Here is a 21,325-nt window from a genome sequence, read left to right as displayed (position 1 = left end):
AAGGTGCTCACGCATACCTTTGCAGAGCCGGGGTCACGCCAGGAAGCCCCGCAGGAGTGCCGCCGTGCCCGCGCAGTGCTCCCGCGCGATCTCCCGCGCCGCGTCCGCGTCCCGCTCCAGCACCGCCTCCACCAGCGCGGCGTGCTGCCGCTGGGAGTGCTCCAAGTTCCGTACCAGCAACGGGATACAGTCCAGCAGGCCGTTCACGCCCGCCCGTACCCCCGCGTACTGCGCCGCCAGCGACGGCGAGCCGCACAGCCCGGCCAGCGTCAGGTGCAGCAGGGTGTCCCGGCGCCGGTAGTCCGCGAGCGGCGCGTCGCGGGTGTGGTCCAGCGCCCGCCGCAGCCGTACGACGCCCTCCCCGGTCAGCCCGTGCGCCGCGCACAGCCCGGCCGCGCCCACCTCCAGCACCTCGCGGAAGCGGAGCACGTCCTCGATGTCGACCTCGGCCGTGCGGCGCCGCAGCTCGTCCTCGCCGACCCCGTCCGCGCGGCGCAGCACGAACGTGCCGCCGTACCGCCCGCGCCGCGACTCCACCAGCCCCTGGTCGTGCAGCACCCGCAGCACCTCGCGCAGCGTCACCCGGCTGATGCCCAGCCTCTCGGCCAACTCCCGCTCGGCGGGCAGCCGTTCACCGTCGGGGACCAGACCCAGCCGGACCACCTGGAGGATCTGCTCCAGCGCCTCCTCGAAGCCGTTGCCCGCCCGCACCGGCCGCAGCACCGCGCCCAGCCGGTCGGCCCCCTCTCTCGGCTCCCGCGCCCCCGCATTCCCCGCCATCCGGTCGCGCCCCCTTCCCAAGCAATGGTTCCCCGCCATACCTTATGGCTCCCCGCCGGACCGCGCGCAGCACGTCCCAGGAGGCTCTCCCGTGGCAGACCGCACACCCCCGCTGAGCATCGAGGAACTGCGGGCGCTGGTCGCCGGCGGTGAGATCGACACCGTCGTGCTGGCCTTCCCCGACATGCAGGGGCGACTCCAGGGCAAGCGGTTCGCCGCCCGCTTCTTCCTCGACGAGGTACTCGACCACGGCACCGAGGGCTGCAACTACCTCCTCGCGGTCGACACCGAGATGAACACCGTCGACGGCTACGAGATGTCCTCCTGGGACCGGGGCTACGGCGACTTCGCCATGCGCCCCGACCCGGCCACCCTGCGCCGCCTGCCCTGGCACCCCGGCAGCGCGCTGCTCATGGCCGACCTCGCCTGGGAGGACGGCACCCCGGTCACCGCGGCCCCGCGCCAGATCCTGCGCCGCCAACTGGAGCGGCTCGCCGGGCTGGGGTACACCGCCCAGGCCGGTACCGAGCTGGAGTTCATCGTCTTCAAGGACAGCTACGAGCACGCCTGGGACACCGGGTACCGGGGGCTGACCCCGGCCAACCAGTACAACATCGACTACTCCATCCTCGGCACCGGCCGCGTCGAGCCCCTGCTGCGCCGGCTGCGCAACGAGATGGCGGGCGCGGGCCTCACCGTCGAGTCCGCCAAGGGGGAGTGCAACCCCGGCCAGCACGAGATCGCCTTCCGGTACACCGAGGCCCTGCGCACCTGCGACCAGCACGCGGTCTACAAGACGGGCGCCAAGGAGATCGCCAGCCAGGAGGGGATGGCGCTCACCTTCATGGCGAAGTTCAACGAGAAGGAGGGCAACTCCTGCCACATCCATCTCTCGCTCGCCGACGAGGACGGCCGCAGCGTGATGGCCGACGGCGCCGGCATGTCCGAGGTGATGCGGTACTTCCTGGCCGGACAGCTCGCCGCGCTGCGCGACTTCTCGCTGCTGTACGCGCCGAACATCAACTCCTACAAGCGCTTCCAGCCCGGCTCCTTCGCCCCCACCGCCGTCGCCTGGGGCCACGACAACCGCACCTGCGCCCTGCGTGTCGTCGGCCATGGCCCCTCGCTGCGCTTCGAGAACCGGCTGCCCGGCGGTGACGTCAACCCGTACCTCGCCGTCGCCGGACTCGTCGCGGCCGGGCTGTACGGGGTGGAGCAGCGGCTCGAACTGCCCGAGCCCTGCGCGGGCAACGCCTACACCGCCGAGTACGAGCACGTGCCCACCACGCTGCGGGAGGCCGCCCAGCTCTGGGAGACCAGCCCGATCGCCAAGGCCGCGTTCGGCGAGGACGTGGTCGCCCACTACGCCAACATGGCCCGCGTCGAGCTGGCCGCCTTCGACGCCGCCGTCACCGATTGGGAACTGCGCCGGTCCTTCGAACGCCTGTGAACAGGCCGCCGGCTGTGAACACCCGTGAACCCGCGAACACCTGTGAACGCCCGTGAAAGGTGACACCTCCTTGACGGACCCGCACGAACTCCAGGTGGTCAACCCCGCCACCGAGGAGACCCTCGCCACCGTCCCCGCCGCGAGCGCCGAGGACGTGAACACCGCCGTCGCCCGCGCCGTCCCCGCCCAGCGCGCCTGGGCCGCCCTCGCCCCCGCCGACCGCGCCCGGCTGCTGCGCCGCTTCGCCGACACCGTCGACGCGCACACCGAGGAACTCGCCCTGCTGGAGGTCCGCGAGGCCGGCCACACCCTCGGCAACGCCCGCTGGGAGGCCGGCAACGCCCGCGACCTGCTGCTCTACGCGGCGGGCGGCGCCGAACGGCTGACCGGCAGCCAGATCCCGGCACCCGGCGGCTGGAACGTCACCTTCCACGAGCCCCTCGGCGTGGTCGGCGTCATCGCCCCCTGGAACTTCCCGATGCCCATCGCCGCCTGGGGCTCCTTCCCGGCGCTCGCCGCGGGCAACGCCGTCGTCCTCAAGCCCGCCGAGACCACCCCGCTCACCGCGCTCCGCCTCGCCGCACTCGCCCTGGAGGCGGGCCTGCCCGAGCACCTCTTCCAGGTGCTGCCCGGCCACGGCCACACCGCCGGACGCGCCCTGGTGGACCACCCGGACATCGCCAAGATCGTGTTCACCGGCTCCACCCGCACCGGACACGAGGTCGCGGAGCGCTGCGCCCGCCTGCTCAAGCCGGTGACCCTCGAACTCGGCGGCAAGAGCCCCAACATCGTCTTCGCCGACGCCGACCTGAAGTCCGCCCTCGACCCCTTCTCCTTCCTCGACAACGCCGGCCAGGACTGCTGCGCCCGCACCCGCGTCCTGGTCCAGCGCGAGATCTACGACGAGGCCCGCGCCTTCCTCGCGGACGCCCTAGCCGCCGTGGTCGTCGGCGACCCGGCCGACGAGAAGACGCAGATGGGCCCGCTGATCTCCCGCGCCCAGCGCGACCGCGTCCGCTCCTGCGTCCCCGACGACGCCCCCGCCCTGCGCGGCACCGCCCCCGACGGCCCCGGCTTCTGGTTCCCGCCGACCGTGCTCACCGACGCGGCCCCCGACAGCCCGGCCGCCCGCGAGGAGATCTTCGGCCCCGTCGCCGTCCTGCTGCCCTTCGACGACGAGCGGGACGCGATCCGGCTCGCCAACGACACCCCCTACGGACTCTCCGGCTCCATCTGGACCCGCGACCTCGGCCGCGCCCTGCGCGTCTCCGGGGCCGTCCGCGCGGGCAACCTGTCCGTCAACTCCCACTCCAGCGTCCGCTACTGGACCCCGTTCGGCGGCTTCAAGCAGTCCGGACTCGGCCGTGAACTCGGCCCGGACGCCCTGACCGCCTTCACCGAGACCAAGAACGTCTTCCTCAGCACAGAGGGGCCCGCTTAAGTGACCGAGACCGAAGCTCCCGTCTGCCGCCGCCTGGTCGGCCGTACCGCCGTCGTCACCGGAGCCGGCAGCGGCATCGGGCTGGCCACCGTCCGCAGGCTCGCCGCCGAGGGCGCCCGCTTGGTCTGCGCCGACATCGACGAGACCAGCGGCAAGGCCGCCGCCGAGGAGGTCGACGGGCTGTTCGTGAAGACCGACGTCACCGACCCCGCGCAGGTCGAGGCGCTGTTCAAGGCCGCCCACGACACCTACGGCAGCGTCGACATCGCCTTCAACAACGCCGGTATCTCCCCGCCCGACGACGACTCCATCCTGGACACCGGCCTGGAGGCGTGGAAGCGGGTGCAGGAGGTCAACCTGACCTCCGTGTACCTCTGTTGCAAGGCCGCGCTGCCCTACATGCGGCGCCAGGGCCGGGGTTCCATCATCAACACCGCGTCCTTCGTGGCCCGGATGGGCGCGGCCACCTCCCAGATCTCCTACACCGCCTCCAAGGGCGGGGTGCTCGCCATGTCCCGCGAACTCGGGGTGCAGTTCGCCCGCGAGGGCATCCGGGTCAACGCCCTGTGCCCCGGCCCGGTCGACACCCCGCTGCTCCAGGAGCTGTTCGCCACCGACCCCGAGCGGGCCGCCCGCCGCCTGGTGCACATCCCGCTCGGCCGGTTCGCACGGGCCGACGAGATCGCCGCCGCCGTCGCCTTCCTCGCCAGCGACGACGCCTCCTTCGTCAACGCCACCGACTTCCTGGTCGACGGCGGCATCTCCGGCGCCTACGTCACCCCGCTGTAGTCGGCGCGTACGTCACCCCTCTCCCCACGAAAGGTGTACGGTCCCCGTCCCATGCGACAGCTACTCGCCTGGTCCCTCGCCGCGGCCGCCGCCCTCGCGGCCGCCCCCGCCCTCGCCCCCACCGCGGCGGCCGCAGACGCCAAGTGCCCGAAGTTGGGCACCAGTTGGTACGGCAACAACCGCGCCCATCTGCAACAGGTCATCGACGCCTACGGCACCTGTTCCGGACACCGCGGCGCGGTCGCCGCCTTCGACTGGGACAACACGGTCACCAAGAACGACGTCACCGACGCCACCCTCTCCTGGGCCCTGCGCCACAACGCACTGCCCCGGCCCGCCCGCTGGAAGGACACCAGCGCCTGGATGACCGACGCCGGGGACCGCGCGCTCACCGCCGCCTGCGGCACCGGCGCGGGCGGCTCCCTGCGCACCTCCGACCGGCCCAAGTGCACCGACGAGATCGTGGAGATCCGGGAGAAGGGCACCACGATGAGCGGCGCCGCCGCCTTCGCCGGCACCTGGAACCACCGGCGCACCGTCCCGCAGTACGCCTGGGTGCCCCAGCTCTTCGCGGGCCGCACCCCGGCCCAGCTCTCCTCGTACGCGGCCGCCGCCCGCACCGAGGCGCTGGCCGCGCCCATCGGCGCCACCCGCACCCTGGGCACCCACACCGTCCCGGCCTATGTCCGCTACTACGACCAGCAGCGCGACCTCATCCGCACCCTCCAGCGGGCCGGATTCCGGGTGTACATCGTCTCCGCCGGCTCCGAACCGGTCACCGAGGTCTGGTCGCGCGGGGTCGGGATCGACGCCGCGCACACCATCGCCATCCGCTCCGTCCTCGACCACCGCGGCCGCATCACCACCCGCAACGAGGGCTGCGGCGGCATCGGCGTGAACAAGGGCGACGTCATCCCGTACATCGACGGCAAGCGGTGCTGGATCAACCAGGACATCTACGGAATCAAGGGCCCCGCCGCCTGGCAGAAGCAGCCCTGGAAGCAGCGGATCGCCGTCGGCGGCGGCGACGCGGACACCGACGTCACCTTCGTCTCCGACGCCACCGGCGCCCACCTGGTCCTCAACCGCAACAAGGCCGAGCTGATGTGCCGGGCCTACGACGACGCGGACGGCCGCTGGGTGATCAACCCGATGTTCATCGAGCCGCTGCCCCGCAGGACCGACCCGTACCCCTGCTCCACCACCGCCTACAACGCCCCGGACGGCGGCCACACGCCGGTGCTCCGCCCGGACGGCTCGGTGGTGCCGGACCAGGCGGACACGGTGTACTGATCCTTTTCTACGGGGGCCCTTACAGGAACGTGTGCCCCTCGCCCCGGTAGGTGGGCACGGTCGCCGTGACCGTGTCCCCCTCCACCAGGTGCAGCACGTCGAACCGCTCGCACAGCTCGCCCGCCTTGGCGTGCCGGAACCACACCTTGTCACCGATCAGCAGATCGTCGGCGGGCGAGCCCAGCAGCGGGGTCTGCACCTCCCCGGCACCCTCCTGCGGGTCGAAGCGCAACCCCTCCGGCAGATACGGCACCGGCAGCCGGTCCGGGCCCGCCGCACCCGACGCCGGATAGCCGCCGCCCAGCACCGTCACCGCGCCCACACCCGGCCGCCGGACCACGGGCAGCGCGAACAGGGCGGCCGGACGGCCCGTGAACGACGTGTAGTTGTCGAACAGCCGGGGCACGTACAGCCCCGACCCGGCCGCGATCTCCGTCACCGCGTCCTCGGCCGCCGTGTGCTGCACACTGCCCGTGCCGCCGCCGTTGACGAACTCCAGCTCCGGCGCCACCGCCCGCACCGCCCGTACGGCCGCCCCGCGCCGCTCCGCCAGCTCCTTCCGGGCCGCCGCCTGCATCAGCCGGACCGCCCGCGAGCGCACCGGATGCCCGGCCACCGCGTCCCCGACCCCGGCCACGTGCCCCTCGTACCCCATGATTCCCACCAGCTTGAATCCCGGACGCCGGGCCACCGACCGGGCCAGCTCGGCCAGTTGGGCGGGAGAGTGCAGCGGGGAGCGGCGGGCGCCCACCCGCACCCGGCCGCCGAACAGCCGCAGCGAGGTGTCCAACTCCAGGCAGACCCGCACCACTTCACGCCCACCCGCGCGGGCGGCGTCGATCAGGTCGAGCTGGGCCACGTCGTCCACCATCACCGTGACCGAGGCGGCCAGCTTGGGATCGCCGGCCAGCTCGGCGTACCCGGCGCGGTCGGCGGACGGGTAGGCCAGCAGTACGTCGTCGAAGCCCGAGCGGGCCAGCCACAGCGACTCGGCCAGCGTGAAGGACATGATCCCGGCGAAGCCCTCCCGCGCCAGCACCCGTTCCAGCAGGGCCCGGCAGCGGACCGACTTGGAGGCGACCCGGATCGGTTTGCCGTTCGCCCGGCGCACGAGGTCCGCCGCGTTGGCGTCGAAGGCGGCCAGGTCCACGAGGGCGAGCGGGGCTTCGTAGGCGGCGGTGGCCCGGTCGTACCGGGCCCGGTCGGCGGCACGCGCAGTCATGACGGCAGCCTGCCAGACGCGATTACCCGAGGGTAGGGGGATGTTCCGGGCAGATGCCCCGAGGGCGTCGGCCCGTTCCGTCCCGGCCGCCCGGAACCCGTAAAGTGACGCGCACGTACGGCGGAAAACACCCGGCCGCAGCGCTGAACCGGGATGCCGGTACAGCCGTACGGGTATGCGTGCCCGGACGGAACTCGTCCGACGGGCCGCGGCCGCCTCCACCTGGGCGGCCCGCGTACGAGCAGTCGGCCCGGTCGCCAGGAAACGGGGGGTGCATGAGCACGGAAGCGCGCCGCGCCCCGTTCCCTCCGCGCCCCGCCGACGACCCCGCGCCCACCGAGCCGGAACCCCAAGTCGAGGACGAGCCCTCGGTGTTCGTCCCACGCCGCCCGCTCGAACGCCCCCGTGAGACCCGGCCGCCGGTCCCCGAGGCCCGGATCACCACCCCTCCGCCGCCCCCGCCGGCCTCCGCGCGCTTCCCCGACGCCCCGCCCGCGCCCACCCCGGCCGAGACCACCACCCGGCTGCGCCCCGTACCGGCCGGGCCCGAGCCCGCCCTACCGGTGCCGCCCCCGCCCGCCTGGAGCCCCGCGCCCGCGCCCGACCCCGCGCTCTCCTGGAACGCCCCCTGGCCGGTCGGCGCCTTCGGACAGCCCGAGCCGTACGAGGAACCCGTGCGCGGACTCGGCCCGCTGGCCCGGCTGCGCAGCCGCACCGGGGTCGCCGCCATCTGCGTCGTCCTCGGGCTCGGGCTCATCGGCGGTGCGCTGGCCGGGAGTTGGCTCACCGGGGAGGACGGCGACCGCACCGCCGACAGCGGCTTCGCCGCCGCCGGGTCGCTCTGGCACAACGTGCCCGTCGACCAGCTCTTCCCGCCCACCGTCAAGGGCACCGGCGCCGGACCCGGCGGGGCCGACCGGAGCTGGACCCGGATCGCGGTGGCCCCCGACACCGGCTGCACGGGAGCCTTCGACCCGCTGCTGGCGCGCGCCCTCGCCCCCGTCGGCTGCGCCCGCCTGCTGCGCGCCACCTACACCGACGCCACCCAGACCCATGTCACCACCGTGGGACTGCTGTTCACCAAGGCCGACCCCGCCGCAATGGCCGGGCTCGCCGCCCGCTTCCGCACCGAGCGCCTGGACCGGCGCACCGACCTGCTGCCCCTGCCGTACGCGGCCAAGGGCACCCCCGCCGCCGGGTTCGGCGCCAAGCAGCGGGCGAGCTGGACGGTCAGCGTCCTCACCGACGCCCCGATCGTCGCCTTCGCCGTCTCCGGCTGGGCCGACGGCCGCACCGTCGACACCCCCGAGCCCGCCCCGGACGCCGTGCGCTCCGGCGCCACCTCCGCGCCCGCGCAGGCCGGGCTCGGCAACGAGGCGCAGGGGCTCGCCGACCGCATCCAGCGCAAGCTCCGCCAGACCGTCAGCCCGGCCACGGAGAAACCGTCATGAGGCGCCGTACCCGCACCGCGTCCAGTCTGCTGCTCGCGGCCGGCCTCGCCCTGCTCCCCGCCACCGCCGCCCACGCCGACTCCATCCGCGCCCAGCAGTGGGGGCTGTCCGCGCTCCACCTGGACGAGGCGTGGCGCACCACCCAGGGGCAGGGCGTCACCGTCGCCGTGCTCGACACCGGCGTGGAGGACGACCACCCCGACCTCGCGGGCAACGTGCTGCCCGGCAAGGACATGGTCGGCTTCGGCGCCGGTCCGGGGGACCGCGCCTGGGCCCGGCACGGCACCGCCATGGCCGGGATCATCGCCGGTCACGGGCACGGGCCGGGCGACGGCGCCGGGATCATGGGCGTGGCGCCCAAGGCGAAGATCCTCCCCGTACGGGTCATCCTGGAGGACAAGGACCCCGCCCGCTCCAAGGCCCGCGTCACCCGCGGCAACGCCCTCGCGGACGGCATCCGCTGGGCCGCCGACCACGGCGCCGACGTCATCAACCTCTCCCTCGGCGACGACTCCGACTCCGCGCACCCCGAGGCCGGCGAGGACGAGGCCGTGCAGTACGCCCTCGGCAAGGGCGTCGTCGTGGTCGCCTCGGCGGGCAACGGCGGCGACAAGGGCGACCACGTCTCCTACCCGGCCGCCTACCCCGGCGTCATCGCCGTCACCGCCGTCGACCGCTACGGCACCCGCGCCTCCTTCTCCACCCGCCGCTGGTACGCCGCCGTCAGCGCGCCCGGCGTGGACGTCGTCATCGCCGACCCCGACCACCGCTACTACGAGGGCTGGGGCACCTCGGCCGCCTCCGCCTTCGTCTCCGGCGCGGCGGCCCTGCTCAAGGCCGACCGCCCGAAGCTGACCCCGGCCCAGATCAAGAAAGTGCTGGAGGACACCGCGCGGGACGCCCCCACGGGGGGCCGTGACGACTCCCGGGGCTTCGGCATGATCGACCCGGCCGCCGCCCTCAAGGCCGCCACGAACCTCAAGCCGGAGAACCCCCGCCCCGCCACCTACGCCAAGAAGTACTTCGGCCCCGGGCCGGACACCCCCGACTCCGCCTCGTCCGGCACCGGCTGGGCGGCGTGGCTGGCGGGCGGGACCGGCACCGCGCTGCTGATCGCGGCCGCCGCCGTGATCTGGCGCAACCGCAGGCCGGGCACCGGCGGCTGATCACGCCGGGTCGGCGAACGCCCCCACCGCCGCCCGCGCCGCCGACTCCACCAGGGAGATCCCGGCCGCCTGGGTCGCCGTACCTCTGGACAGCACCGCGACCAGGTACACGGACCCGTCGGCCGCCTCGACCCGCCCGATGCTGTTCACGACCCACAACCCGGTCGTACTGCGCGGCAGCCAGCCGTTCTTGAGCGCCGTCACCCCACTCCCGGCAGCCGCCGACACCCCCCAGCGCTGCCCGGCGTCCACCGACTCCATCAACTCCCGCAAGTACGCGCGCGAGGCGGACGTCAGCTTCGAGTCGGTCCCGAACACCTGGCGGAGCAGCGTCAGTTGGTCCTTCGCAGTGGTCCGGGTCAGGCCCCACAGGCCGTTCGCCCCGGCCGAGGTGCCGGTGAGGCCGAAGCGCGCGTTCGCGGCGTCCAGCCCCTCGGCGCCGCCCACGGTGTTCCACAGGGCGGTCGCGGAGGCGTTGTCGCTCGACTCGATCATCTTCACGGCGTACGCCTTCTCCGTCGCCGTCAGGTGCCGCCCCTCGTCCTGTGCCCGGAGCAGCAGCGCGGCGAGGATGTCGGCCTTGACGATGCTCGCGGTGTCGAAGGCGCCCTGCCCGTACACCGCGCTCTCCCCGGAGTCCAGGTCGAGCACCGCCGCCGACACGGCAGCGCCCGAGGGCACGTCCACCGCCTTCATGGCGGTGCCGAGCAGCGCCGTACGGTCCACCGCCGGCCGCGTCACGGGTTCCACCGATGCCTCCTTCTGGACCGCCTGGACCCGCGAGGATACGGTCCGGCCGCCGTCGTGCGCCCGCGCCTTCACATAGACCGTGCCCCCGGCCGTGACCCCGCCGATCACGACGGCCACCAGCGCGGCGGACAGCAGCGGACGGCGGCGGGCACGGCGGCGACGGCGGTCCGGGCCGCCCGTGGAGGACTCCATGCCGCGATGCTGCGGGGGCGGGCTGTGCGTGTGGTTAGCCGGAGGTTAGAGATACATCAGCAAATCCCCGGATTCCTGTGAACCGGATGACGGACACGTTGCCGGTCCGCGCAAACCCGGCCGATTCCTCCCGCCGGCGCCCCCGATAGGGTCGGGAGCGTGGTGAACAAGAACATTCCCGACTCCGGGTTCTCCGACGACGACGGCTCCGCCGATCCCCGGCTGACCGCCGCGCTCGCGGCCTGGGCCGAGGACCGTACGGCGCTCGGACCCGTGCTGGAGGCGCTCAAGGGCGCCCGGCTGCTCGTGCCCGTCGTCGCCGTGCTCGGGGAGGCCGAGGTGGACGAGAACGGGCTGCGGCGGGAGAAGACCAGCGACATGGCCGTTCCCACGCTGAAGGCCGCCGGGCGCACCGCGCTGCCCGCCTTCACCTCCACCGCCTCGCTGGCCCGCTGGGACCCCGCCGCCCGGCCGGTCGCCGTACCGCTGCACCAGGCGCTCCAGGCCGCCGCGCACGAGAAGGCCGACACGGTCGTACTGGACCTCGCCGGTCCGGTGCCGTTCGAGCTGACCGGACCCGCGCTGCTCGCGCTGGCCGAGGGCCGTACCAGCGTGGACCCGCTGACCGACCCGGCCGTGGTGGCCGCCGTCCGCGCGGCCGTCGCCGCCGAGCCCGCCGTGCGCTCCGCGCACCTGGGCCCCGGCGAGGCCGACGGCACCCTGGCGCTCGTCCTGGACCCGGCCGTGCCGCCCGCACAGGCTGCCCGCGCGGTCGCCGAGCGGCTGGCCGCCGACGAAACGCTGAGGGCCCGCCTGGTGCGCGGCCTCGACCTGGCACTCCTGCCGGCCGGAACCACCCCTCCGGGCGAGCCCCTGTACGTGCGTGACTGACGACTACGTGACCGACGACTAGCCGTAGACCGCCCCGGTGTACTTCTCACCGGGGCCCTGGCCCGGCTCGTCCGGGACGAGGGACGCCTCGCGGAAGGCGAGCTGGAGCGACTTCAGGCCGTCGCGCAGCGGGGCGGCGTGGAAGGAGCTGATCTCGGTCGTGCTCGCGTCCAGCAGGCCGGCGAGGGCGCTGATCAGCTTGCGGGCCTCGTCCAGGTCCTTGTACTTCTCGCCCTCCTCGCTCAGCCCGAGCTTCACGGCGGCCGCGCTCATCAGGTTGACGGCGACCGTCACGATCACCTCGACGGCGGGGACCTCGGCGATGTCGCGGGTCATGGCGTCGAAGTCGGGCGTCTCAGGGGAGGTCTCACTCATACCCCACACGATAGGCGCCGGTCACCGGCCGGGCGCCCGGCGGCCCTGGTTAGCCCTTCCCGGCCGGAGCTGCTAACCTTGTGTGACGACCGGCCGGACGAGTACGCCTTGCGGCGAGCACTCCGGCCCACAAGTGGAGGCTTCGAGCTCCCACCCGACCACCCTCACGGGCGGCGGGTCACCGGTCAGACGGATTCGTCGCCCAGGCGGCGGACACCGTCCGAGAGCGCGCCCCGCGGCCATCGCGGCGGTGTTCCGGTAGTTCGAGGAGCCCCGCATGTGATCGTCCGGGGCATTTTTTGTGCTTCGGCGCGGTTAGGTCTTACTGATACAGACGTTACGCGGCTGTCCGCCAGACCGCCGTGTGGTGCTACCGAGGAGGATCCATCAGCGCCGAGCCCCGCATCAACGACCGGATTCGCGTTCCCGAGGTGCGACTTGTCGGTCCCAGTGGCGAGCAGGTGGGCATCGTCCCCCTGGCCAAGGCACTGGAGCTTGCGCAGGAGTACGACCTGGACCTGGTCGAGGTCGCGGCGAACGCCCGTCCGCCCGTGTGCAAGCTCATGGACTACGGGAAGTTCAAGTACGAGTCGGCCATGAAGGCCCGTGAGGCGCGCAAGAACCAGGCGCACACGGTCATCAAGGAGATGAAGCTCCGGCCGAAGATCGACCCGCACGACTACGACACCAAGAAGGGTCACGTCGTCCGGTTCCTCAAGCAGGGCGACAAGGTCAAGATCACGATCATGTTCCGTGGCCGTGAGCAGTCCCGCCCCGAGCTGGGCTACCGACTGCTGCAGCGCCTCGCGGAGGACGTCCAGGACCTCGGGTTCGTCGAGTCGAACCCGAAGCAGGACGGCCGAAACATGATCATGGTTCTCGGTCCGCACAAGAAGAAGACCGAGGCGATGGCCGAGGCCCGCCAGGCGCAGGAGGCCCGCAAGGCCGACGCGAAGGCCAACCCCGGCAAGTCGCAGAACGCCGCGGACGCCGACGGCGTCGAGGACGTGGACGTCGAGGCCCCTGCCGAGGCTCCCGCCGAGGCGTGATCCCGAGGGACCGAGAGGTCCCGACGGAACCAACCGATAAGAGAGCGACGCTCCACCGTGCCCGGTTTCACGACCGGGCACCGGAGCGCCACCGACGAGGAGATAACGGCGCTATGCCGAAGAACAAGTCGCACAGCGGTGCCAGCAAGCGCTTCAAGGTCACCGGCTCCGGCAAGGTGCTCCGTGAGCGCGCCGGCAAGCGCCACCTGCTCGAGCACAAGTCGTCCCGCGTGACGCGCCGCCTCACCGGCACCGCCGAGATGGCTCCGGGCGACGCCGCGAAGATCAAGAAGCTTCTCGGCAAGTGACGTCGCGGCGCCCCTAGCGCGCCGTACGTCGACACCGGGACCCAATCGTTTTCGGGTCGTGTGAGTCCGAGTCCACTCACCGGCCCCGCTACAAGGAGTTAACAAGTGGCACGCGTCAAGCGGGCAGTCAACGCCCACAAGAAGCGCCGGGCGATCCTCGAGCAGGCTTCCGGCTACCGTGGTCAGCGCTCGCGCCTGTACCGCAAGGCCAAGGAGCAGGTCACCCACTCGCTGGTCTACAACTACAACGACCGCAAGAAGCGCAAGGGTGACTTCCGTCAGCTCTGGATCCAGCGGATCAACGCCGCTGCCCGCGCCAACGGCATCACCTACAACCGCTTCATCCAGGGTCTGAAGGCCGCGAACATCGAGGTCGACCGCAAGATCCTGGCCGAGCTGGCCGTCAACGACGGCACCGCCTTCGCGGCGCTCGTCGAGGTCGCCCAGAAGGCGCTCCCGGCGGACGTGAACGCGCCCAAGGCTGCGTGACGCTGCGCTGGCCTTGAGCCGGTTGAATGTAGGACCCGCAGGCTACTGAGCTTGCGGGTCCTGCTGTTTGTTCTCGTTGGGATCTCGGTTGAAGGTGATGAGGAACATGGGCTCCGGTAACTCCGAGTTGATCTCTCCTCGTTCCGCGCGGGTGAGTGCCGCGCGGCGGTTGGGGAGGCGGAATTTCCGGGGGAAGGAGCGGCTGTTCCTCGCGGAGGGGCCGCAGGCCGTGCGGGAGGCCGCAGAGCACCGGGTGGGCGGCGAGTCCACGCTGGTGGAGCTGTTCGCCACCGTCGAGGCCGCGGAGCGGTACGCCGGGATCATCGCCGAGGCACGCGCCGCGGGCGCCCGGGTGCACCTCGCCGACGAGGACGTCATCGCCGACATCTCCACCACCGTCACCCCGCAGGGCGTCGTCGGCGTCTGCCGGTTCCTGGACACCCCGTTCGAGGACATCCTCGCCGCCCGCCCGAAGCTGGTCGCCGTCCTCGCGCACGTCCGCGACCCCGGCAACGCGGGCACCGTACTGCGCTGCGCGGACGCCGCCGGTGCCGACGCGGTGATCCTCACCGACGCCTCCGTGGACCTGTACAACCCCAAGGCCGTACGCGCCTCCGTCGGCTCCCTGTTCCACCTGCCCGTCGCCATGGGCGTCCCCGTCGAGCAGGCCGTACAGGGGCTGAAGGACGCGGGGGTGCGTATCCTCGCCGCCGACGGCGCCGGTGACCGGGACCTCGATGAGGAGCTGGACAAGGGCGCCATGGGCGACCCCACCGCCTGGGTGTTCGGCAACGAGGCGTGGGGCCTGCCCGAGGAGACCCGCGCCCTCGCCGACGCCGTCGTCAGCGTCCCCATCCACGGCAAGGCCGAGAGCCTGAACCTCGCCACCGCCGCGGCCGTATGCCTCTACGCGTCGGCGCGCGCCCAGCGCGCTCCCGGAGGCTGCCGTTCCGCCGCGCCGAACTAGTAGGGTGACGCACTCGGGGGCCCTGCGCAGGCTGAGAGGTGGGGTACGGGGATGAGTGTGGTCGGCACGAGTGCGGCGCCGGACGGGCGGGACGTGCGCGCGTTTCCCGCCGACCCGATCGACCCCGACCAGCTCCCCGACGGGCTCGTCGTCGCCGACGAGCACGGCCGGGTCGTACGGTTCAACGCCGCCGCCGCCCGGATCACCGCCGTCAGCCCCGCCGACGCCCTCGGCCGGCCGCTGGAGACGGCGCTGCCGCTGGAGGACCTCGAAGGCCGTCGCTGGTGGCAGCTCACCGACCCCTACGGCGGTCTCGCCATCCGGGTCCGCCAGCCCGAGCGGAACCTGCTGCTGCCCGGCGGCCGCGAGGTCCTGGTCGCCGCCCGTTACGTACGCGACGAGCCCCTCGGCCCGCTGCGCCGCCTGGTCGTCACCCTGCGGGACACCGACGCCCGGCGCCGTACCGAGCGCAGCCACGCCGAGCTGATCGCCACCGTCGCCCACGAGCTGCGCTCCCCGCTGACCTCCGTCAAGGGCTTCACCGCGACCCTGCTGGCCAAGTGGGAGCGGTTCACCGACGAGCAGAAACGGCTGATGCTGGAGACCGTCGACGCCGACGCCGACCGGGTCACCCGGCTCATCGCCGAACTCCTCGACATCTCCCGCATCGACAGCGGCCGCCTTGAGGTGCGCCGCCAGCCGGTCGACACCGCGGCCGCCGTCGGCCGTCACATCCAGGCCCATGTCGCCGCCGGCCAGCCCGCCGACCGCTTCCTGCTCCGCGTCGAGCACCCGCTGCCCGCCCTGTGGGCCGACCCCGACAAGGTCGACCAGGTGCTCAGCAACCTGCTGGAAAACGCGGTGCGCCACGGCGCCGGAACCGTCACAATCGACGTCACGCCCGCCCCGTCCCCGCGCGAGGGCGAGGAGACAGCCACGTCGGTCACGGTGAGCGACGAGGGGCCCGGCATCCCGGAGGAGTCCATGAACCGCGTCTTCACCCGCTTCTGGCGGGGCAGCAAGCGCGGCGGCACCGGCCTCGGGCTGTACATCGTCAAGGGCATCGTCGAGGCCCACGGCGGCACCATCACGGTCGGCCGCGCCCCCGGCGGCGGCGCGCAGTTCCGATTTACGTTGCCCGTGAGCGCCCCGGCCTACCTGGCCTGAAGCGCCCGCGGGCCATTCGCCCAGCCCGTCCCCGTTAGACTCGGCCCCTGGCACCTTTGTGTCCGCACGCGGCCCGCCGGGACCCCCTCGGGCGGTGACGGGACCACCAGCCACCCAATCGGAAGCACGGGAAGAGATGTCGGCACCGAATAAGTCGTACGACCCTGTCGAGGTCGAGACGTTGAAACCGGAACAGATCGAGCGTATGCGGGACGAGGCGCTCGCCGCCTTCGGTGCCGCGGACTCCCTCGACGCGCTCCACGAGGCCAAGGTCGCCCACACCGGCCCGGCCTCCCCGCTGTCCCTCGCCAACCGCGAGATCGGCGCCCTGCCCCCGCACGCCAAGGCCGAGGCCGGCAAGCGGGTCGGCATGGCCCGCGGCGCGGTCAACAAGGCGCTGGCGGCCCGGCAGGCGGAGCTGGAGGCCGAGCGTGACGCGCGGGTGCTGGTCGAGGAGGACGTCGACGTCACCCTGCCGTACGACCGCGTCGCCGCCGGTGCCCGGCACCCGCTGACCACGCTCTCCGAGCGCATCGAGGACGTCTTCGTGGCCATGGGCTACGAGGTCGCCGAGGGCCCCGAGGCCGAGGCCGAGTGGTTCAACTTCGACGCCCTCAACATCGGCCCCGACCACCCGGCGCGCGGCGAGGCCGACACCTTCTTCGTGCGCGGTGCGAAGGGCGGCACCGACTCCGGCGTCGTGCTGCGCACCCACACCTCGCCCGTGCAGATCCGCTCCCTGCTGGACCGCGAGCCGCCGGTCTACGTGATCTGCCCCGGCCGCGTCTACCGCACCGACGAGCTGGACGCCACGCACACCCCGGTCTTCCACCAGGTCGAGCTGCTCGCCGTGGACGAGGGCCTGACCATGGCCGACCTCAAGGGCACCCTGGACCACATGGTCCAGGCGCTGTTCGGCGAGGGCGTGAAGACCCGGCTGCGGCCGAACTTCTTCCCGTTCACCGAGCCGTCCGCCGAGATGGACATGGAGTGCTACGTCTGCCGCGGCGCCTCCGTCGGCAACCCCGACCGGCCCTGCCGCACCTGCTCCAGCGAGGGCTGGATCGAGCTGGGCGGCTGCGGCATGGTCAACCCCAAGGTGCTGGCCGCCTGCGGCGTCGACCCGGAGAAGTACAGCGGGTTCGCCTTCGGATTCGGCATCGAGCGGATGCTGATGTTCCGCCACAACGTCGAAGACATGCGAGACATGGTCGAGGGTGACGTCCGGTTCACCCGGCCGTTCGGGATGGAGATCTGATGCGTGTCCCGCTTTCCTGGCTGCGGGAGTACGTCGACCTGCCGGAGTCCGAGACCGGCCGTGACGTACAGGCCAAGCTCATCGACTCCGGCCTCGAGGTCGAGACCGTCGAGCAGCTCGGCGCCGGCCTGAAGGGTCCCCTCGTCGTCGGCCAGGTGCTGACCATCGAGGAGCTGGAGGGCTTCAAGAAGCCGATCCGCTTCTGCACGGTCGACGTCGGCACCGCCAACGGCACCGGTGAGCCGCAGGAGATCGTCTGCGGCGCCCGCAACTTCGCGGTCGGCGACAAGGTCGTCGTGGTCCTGCCCGGCGCGGTGCTGCCCGGCGACTTCGCCATCGCCGCCCGCAAGACGTACGGCAAGACCTCGCACGGCATGATCTGCTCCACCGACGAGCTGGGCATGGGCGACGACGGCACGCACGGCATCATCGTGCTGCCGCCGGAGACCGAGACCGGCAAGGACGCCATCGAGCTGCTGGAGCTGGTCGACGAGGTCCTGGACATCGCCGTCACCGCCAACCGCGGCGACTGCCTGTCCATCCGCGGCGTGGCCCGCGAGACCGCCATCGCCTACGGCCTGCCGCTGCGCGACCCGGCGCTCATCGACGTGCCGGCGCCGAACGCCTACGGCTACCCGGTGAAGGTCTCCGACCCGATGGGCTGCGACCGCTTCACCGCCCGCACCGTCACCGGTCTGAGCCCCGAGGCGCGGTCCCCGATCTGGCTGCGCCGCCGCCTGCAGAAGGTCGGCATGCGCCCGGTCTCGCTGGCCGTGGACGTCACCAACTACGTGATGATGGAGCTGGGCCAGCCCCTGCACGCCTACGACCGCACCTCGGTCCAGGGCGCCATCGGGGTCCGCCGTGCCGAGGAGGGCGAGAAGCTGCGCACCCTCGACGGGGTCGAGCGCACGCTGCACGCCGAGGACCTCGTCATCACCGACGAGCGCGGACCCATCGGCCTGGCCGGTGTCATGGGCGGCGCCGACACGGAGATCGCCGACCACGACGACACCGAGCGCTCCACCTCGGACGTCGTGGTGGAGGCGGCCCACTTCAACGCCGTCTCCGTCGCGCGTACGGCCCGTCGGCACAGGCTGTCCTCGGAGGCGTCCCGCCGCTTCGAGCGCGGTGTCGACCCGGAGGCCGCCGCCGCTGCCGCACAGCGCACGGTGGACCTGCTGGTCCTGCTCGCGGGCGGTACCGCCGAGGCCGGCGTCACGGAGATCGTCGCGCCGTCCGCGCCGCGCACGATCGCGATGCCGGCCGACCACCCGGACAAGGTCGCGGGCGTCACCTACGGCCGCGAGACCGTCGTCCGCCGGCTCCAGGAGATCGGCTGCGACGTGTACGGGCAGGACGAGCTGATCGTCACCGTCCCGTCCTGGCGGCCCGACCTCACCGAGCCCAACGACCTCGCCGAGGAGGTCATCCGGCTGGAGGGGTACGAGAACCTGCCCTCCACGCTGCCCAAGCCCCCCTCCGGGCGCGGTCTGACCCACCGGCAGCGGCTGCACCGCCGGATCGGCCGCGCGCTGGCCGGCGCGGGCTACGTCGAGGCGCCGAACTACCCGTTCGTCGCCGAGCAGGTCTTCGACCAGCTCGGTCTGGACGCCGATGACCCGGCCCGCCGCGTGGTGAAGCTGGCCAACCCGCTCAGCGACGAGGAGCCCGCGCTCCGCACGACGCTGCTGCCCGGCCTGCTGGGCGCCCTGCGCCGCAACGACGGCCGGGGTTCGCACGACCTGGCGCTGTTCGAGACCGGCCTGGTCTTCCTGCCGCGCGAGGAAGCCGCCGTCGCCAGGCACCTGCCCGTCGACCGCCGGCCCACCGACGAGGAGATCGCCCGCCTGGACGCCGCGCTGCCCGAGCAGCCGCGCCACGCGGCCGTCGTCCTCACCGGCGCCCGCGAGCAGGCCGGCTGGTGGGGCAACGGCCGCCCGGCCGACTGGGCGGACGCCGTCGAGGCCGCCCGCACCGTCGCCCGCGAGGCCGGCGCCGAGCTGATCGTGCGCAAGGCCCAGTACGGCCCCTGGCACCCCGGCCGCTGCGCCGAGCTGGCGGTCGTGGTGGACGGCGCCGAGCGCGTCGTCGGCCACGCGGGCGAACTCCACCCGCGCGTGCTCAAGGCCCTCGGCCTGCCCGAGCGCACCTCGGCGATGGAGGTCGACCTGGACGCCCTGGAGAAGGCCGGCGACGACACCCCGCAGGCGCCCCGCATCTCCAGCTTCCCGGTCGCCACGCAGGACGTCGCGCTGGTCGTCGACAAGCCGGTGCCCGCCGCCGACGTCGAGGCCGCGCTGCGCGAGGGCGCGGGCGAACTGCTGGAGTCCATCCGGCTGTTCGACGTCTACGAGAACCCGGAGCAGCTCGGCGAGGGCCGCAAGTCCCTCGCGTACGCGCTGCGCTTCCGGGCCGGCGACCGCACGCTGACCGTGGACGAGGCGTCCGCCGCGCGCGACGCCGCGATCGCCCTGGCGGGCGAGCGCACGGGCGCGGAGCTGCGCGGCTGACCCCCGCGAGAGCCTGAAGGCACCGGCCGGTCACGGACTCGATCCGTGGCCGGCCGGCGCCGTTCCCGGCGCCCGCCGGGCCGGGTGCCCGGCCGCCGCCGCGCGAACGCGGGCCGGTGGCCCGAAGGCCGTACCGGCGACGCGGTACCGGTTCCACGCGGCGGCGAGAGTGCGGGGCTCCGCCCGACGCCCGGGGGCGCTCGGCCGGACCGCCGCCTTGTGAGGGGGAGCGGGCGGCCCGGCCCGCCTCTGGTGAGGCGGGGACCCAAGTGAAGCGGTCCGGCCCGCGCGCCGGACAGTGCGCGCGGGGCGCGGATGCGCGCACTCCGTTCACACCCCGTGTGAACCCGTTCGCACTACGCTTACGGCACCACGCCACTCGGGGGGCCACCATGCAGCCCAACACTCTGCTCGACGCGATCCTGGACGAGGCGGGGATCTCGCACGCCGGGCTCGCCGCCCACGTCAACCAGGCGGGCCGCCGCCGGGGACTCGCCCTCAGATACGAACACACCGCCGTCGCCCGGTGGTTGAAGGGCCAGCGGCCCAGAGGCCAGGTGCCGGATCTGATCTGCGAGGTGCTCGCGGGACGGTTACGGCGCCCGGTCACGCTAGACGACATCGGTCTCGGCGTACCGGGTGAACCGGCCACCGTCCACGCCGGCTCGCTCTCCGGCTTCGTGGAGCGGGCCACCGCGCTGTGGCGCTCCGACGAACAGCAGCGCCCGCACGTCGTGGGCGCCCCCGCCGTCACCGGTACGCCCGCGGTGATGCCGGTGTGGGAGTGGGAGAACCCGCCGGAGGACGTCGACGTCTCGCGCGGCGGCCAACTGCGGGTCACCGAGGCCGACATCGGCACCCTGCGGGCGGCCCGCGCCCACTATGAGCAGATGTACCGCAAGACCGGCGGGGTGGCGACCCGCACCCGCATCGTCGGCTTCCTCAACGCCGAGGCGGCGCCCCTGCTGCGCGGCAGCTACCCCGACCACACCGGCCGCCAACTGCACCGCGCGACGGGCGGGTTGGTGGCCATCGCGGGCATCTGCGCCTATGACTCCGACGCGCACGGCCTGGCCCAGCGCTACTTCCACCAGGCGCTGCGGCTGGCGAAGGCGAGCGGGGACCGGGGGCTGGGGGCGTACGTGATAGCGCTGCTGGTCAACCAGTCCCTGTTCATGCGGGAGTACCGGCAGGCGGTCGCCTTCGCCGAGGCCGCACTGCGTACGGCGGGCCGGCACATCACCCCGGCGCTCGCCTCCGACCTGTACGCGATGCAGGCCAAGGCGTACGCGCACCTCGGCGACGGGGGCGGCGCGCTGTCCTGCATCCGGCGGGCGGAGTCGGCGGCCGGGCAGATCCGGCCGGGCACCGAGCCCGACGAGACGGGGTACGTGCAGCCGGGGCTGGTGAACGTCCAGGTGGCCGAGGCGCTGCTGAGCCTCGGGGAGCTGTCGGCCGCGCGGGAGCACGCGGCGGCGGCCGTGGACACCCCGGCGCACGACCGGGGCCGGGTGCACCGGCTGGCGATGCTGAGCACGATCGAGCTGCGGCAGGGCAACGCCGACAAGGCGGTGGCGACGGCCGTGCAGATGGCCGAGCAGGCACGCGGCATGGAGTCCCAGCGGCTGCGCGACCGGCTCCGGGCGGTCCGCGAGTACCTGGTGCGCTGCGGCTCGGCCGGCACCGCGGACGCGGCGGAACTGATCGACGGCGCGCTGCGCGTCCCGCTGTAGCGGACGGGGGGCGCGCGCCGCCGAAGCGAGCGCCCTGTAGG

General features: G+C 73.3%; 19 protein-coding genes. 15 read left to right on the top strand and 4 right to left on the bottom strand.

The features are described 5' to 3' along the window. Nucleotides 1–33 precede the first annotated feature (33 nt). Complete coding sequence (locus tag E5083_RS26260; protein ID WP_135788155.1) at nucleotides 34–780, bottom strand: FadR/GntR family transcriptional regulator; 747 nt, start codon at nucleotides 778–780, stop codon at nucleotides 34–36. 91 nt (nucleotides 781–871) lie between these two features. On the opposite strand from E5083_RS26260, the gene E5083_RS26255 reads away from it, so the two are divergent. The 4 genes from E5083_RS26255 (at nucleotide 872) to E5083_RS26240 (ending at nucleotide 5,753) form a co-directional block, all read left to right on the top strand. Then, nucleotides 872–2,230 carry a glutamine synthetase family protein gene (locus E5083_RS26255; RefSeq protein ID WP_135788154.1) on the top strand — a complete coding sequence of 453 codons (1,359 nt, stop codon included), beginning with the start codon at nucleotides 872–874 and terminating at the stop codon, nucleotides 2,228–2,230. Between the two features lie 70 nt (nucleotides 2,231–2,300). Next, nucleotides 2,301–3,671, top strand: a complete 1,371-nt coding sequence (locus E5083_RS26250) for an aldehyde dehydrogenase family protein (protein WP_135788153.1) — start codon at nucleotides 2,301–2,303, stop codon at nucleotides 3,669–3,671. After that, nucleotides 3,672–4,460, top strand: a complete 789-nt coding sequence (locus E5083_RS26245) for a 3-oxoacyl-ACP reductase (RefSeq protein WP_135788152.1) — start codon at nucleotides 3,672–3,674, stop codon at nucleotides 4,458–4,460. It begins immediately after the preceding gene. Nucleotides 4,461–4,511: 51 nt separating this feature from the next. After that, nucleotides 4,512–5,753, top strand: coding sequence for an HAD family hydrolase (locus E5083_RS26240; RefSeq protein WP_135788151.1), 1,242 nt, complete (start codon nucleotides 4,512–4,514; stop codon nucleotides 5,751–5,753). A gap of 19 nt (nucleotides 5,754–5,772) precedes the next feature. Here the strand turns inward: E5083_RS26240 and E5083_RS26235 are convergent, their stop codons facing one another. Beyond that, on the bottom strand, nucleotides 5,773–6,975 hold the full coding sequence (locus E5083_RS26235) for an amino acid deaminase/aldolase (protein WP_135788150.1): 1,203 nt from the start codon (nucleotides 6,973–6,975) through the stop codon (nucleotides 5,773–5,775). A 275-nt stretch (nucleotides 6,976–7,250) separates the two neighbouring features. Between E5083_RS26235 and E5083_RS26230 the strand changes: the two genes are divergently transcribed. Beyond that, complete coding sequence (locus tag E5083_RS26230; protein WP_279632520.1) at nucleotides 7,251–8,426, top strand: hypothetical protein; 1,176 nt, start codon at nucleotides 7,251–7,253, stop codon at nucleotides 8,424–8,426. Further along, the gene (gene mycP, locus E5083_RS26225; protein ID WP_135788149.1) at nucleotides 8,423–9,592 is read left to right on the top strand and encodes a type VII secretion-associated serine protease mycosin; all 1,170 of its coding nucleotides are present in this window, start codon (nucleotides 8,423–8,425) and stop codon (nucleotides 9,590–9,592) included. The genes E5083_RS26230 and mycP overlap by 4 nt, the downstream gene beginning before the upstream one ends. On the opposite strand, the gene E5083_RS26220 is transcribed toward mycP, so the two are convergent. Then, nucleotides 9,593–10,534, bottom strand: a complete 942-nt coding sequence (locus tag E5083_RS26220; RefSeq protein ID WP_135788148.1) for a serine hydrolase — start codon at nucleotides 10,532–10,534, stop codon at nucleotides 9,593–9,595. Between the two features lie 159 nt (nucleotides 10,535–10,693). Between E5083_RS26220 and E5083_RS26215 the strand changes: the two genes are divergently transcribed. Further along, the gene (locus E5083_RS26215; RefSeq protein ID WP_135788147.1) at nucleotides 10,694–11,425 is read left to right on the top strand and encodes an SseB family protein; all 732 of its coding nucleotides are present in this window, start codon (nucleotides 10,694–10,696) and stop codon (nucleotides 11,423–11,425) included. Nucleotides 11,426–11,443: 18 nt separating this feature from the next. Here E5083_RS26215 and E5083_RS26210 read toward each other — a convergent pair whose 3' ends face one another. Beyond that, on the bottom strand, nucleotides 11,444–11,800 hold the full coding sequence (locus tag E5083_RS26210; RefSeq protein ID WP_030812829.1) for a DUF1844 domain-containing protein: 357 nt from the start codon (nucleotides 11,798–11,800) through the stop codon (nucleotides 11,444–11,446). Between the two features lie 362 nt (nucleotides 11,801–12,162). Here E5083_RS26210 and infC point away from each other — a divergent pair, with 362 nt between their 5' ends. The 8 genes from infC (at nucleotide 12,163) to E5083_RS26170 (ending at nucleotide 21,284) form a co-directional block, all read left to right on the top strand. After that, a complete protein-coding gene (gene infC, locus E5083_RS26205; protein ID WP_167513640.1) occupies nucleotides 12,163–12,849 on the top strand; it encodes a translation initiation factor IF-3 in 687 nt (228 codons plus the stop codon). A gap of 113 nt (nucleotides 12,850–12,962) precedes the next feature. Then, nucleotides 12,963–13,157, top strand: a complete 195-nt coding sequence (rpmI, locus tag E5083_RS26200; RefSeq protein ID WP_018549118.1) for a 50S ribosomal protein L35 — start codon at nucleotides 12,963–12,965, stop codon at nucleotides 13,155–13,157. Nucleotides 13,158–13,262: 105 nt separating this feature from the next. Continuing rightward, nucleotides 13,263–13,646 (top strand): 50S ribosomal protein L20, encoded by a 384-nt coding sequence (gene rplT, locus E5083_RS26195; RefSeq protein WP_030812835.1) that lies wholly within the window; start codon nucleotides 13,263–13,265, stop codon nucleotides 13,644–13,646. 106 nt (nucleotides 13,647–13,752) lie between these two features. Next, nucleotides 13,753–14,613 carry a TrmH family RNA methyltransferase gene (locus tag E5083_RS26190; RefSeq protein WP_135788146.1) on the top strand — a complete coding sequence of 287 codons (861 nt, stop codon included), beginning with the start codon at nucleotides 13,753–13,755 and terminating at the stop codon, nucleotides 14,611–14,613. 51 nt (nucleotides 14,614–14,664) lie between these two features. Continuing rightward, nucleotides 14,665–15,780 (top strand): sensor histidine kinase, encoded by a 1,116-nt coding sequence (locus E5083_RS26185; RefSeq protein ID WP_135788145.1) that lies wholly within the window; start codon nucleotides 14,665–14,667, stop codon nucleotides 15,778–15,780. A gap of 136 nt (nucleotides 15,781–15,916) precedes the next feature. Further along, nucleotides 15,917–17,038 carry a phenylalanine--tRNA ligase subunit alpha gene (gene pheS / locus E5083_RS26180; protein ID WP_135788144.1) on the top strand — a complete coding sequence of 374 codons (1,122 nt, stop codon included), beginning with the start codon at nucleotides 15,917–15,919 and terminating at the stop codon, nucleotides 17,036–17,038. Then, complete coding sequence (gene pheT, locus E5083_RS26175; RefSeq protein WP_135788143.1) at nucleotides 17,038–19,551, top strand: phenylalanine--tRNA ligase subunit beta; 2,514 nt, start codon at nucleotides 17,038–17,040, stop codon at nucleotides 19,549–19,551. The genes pheS and pheT overlap by 1 nt, the downstream gene beginning before the upstream one ends. Nucleotides 19,552–19,943: 392 nt before the next feature. Beyond that, nucleotides 19,944–21,284 (top strand): NsdA family TPR-like regulatory protein, encoded by a 1,341-nt coding sequence (locus E5083_RS26170; protein WP_135788142.1) that lies wholly within the window; start codon nucleotides 19,944–19,946, stop codon nucleotides 21,282–21,284. Nucleotides 21,285–21,325 lie beyond the last annotated feature (41 nt).

Origin of the sequence: Streptomyces bauhiniae (assembly GCF_004784475.1) — a bacterium.
Taxonomy (GTDB): Bacteria; Actinomycetota; Actinomycetes; order Streptomycetales; family Streptomycetaceae; genus Streptomyces; species Streptomyces seoulensis.
Note: the sequence above shows the minus strand (reverse complement) of the source record. Positions and strands in the feature narration are given on the sequence as shown.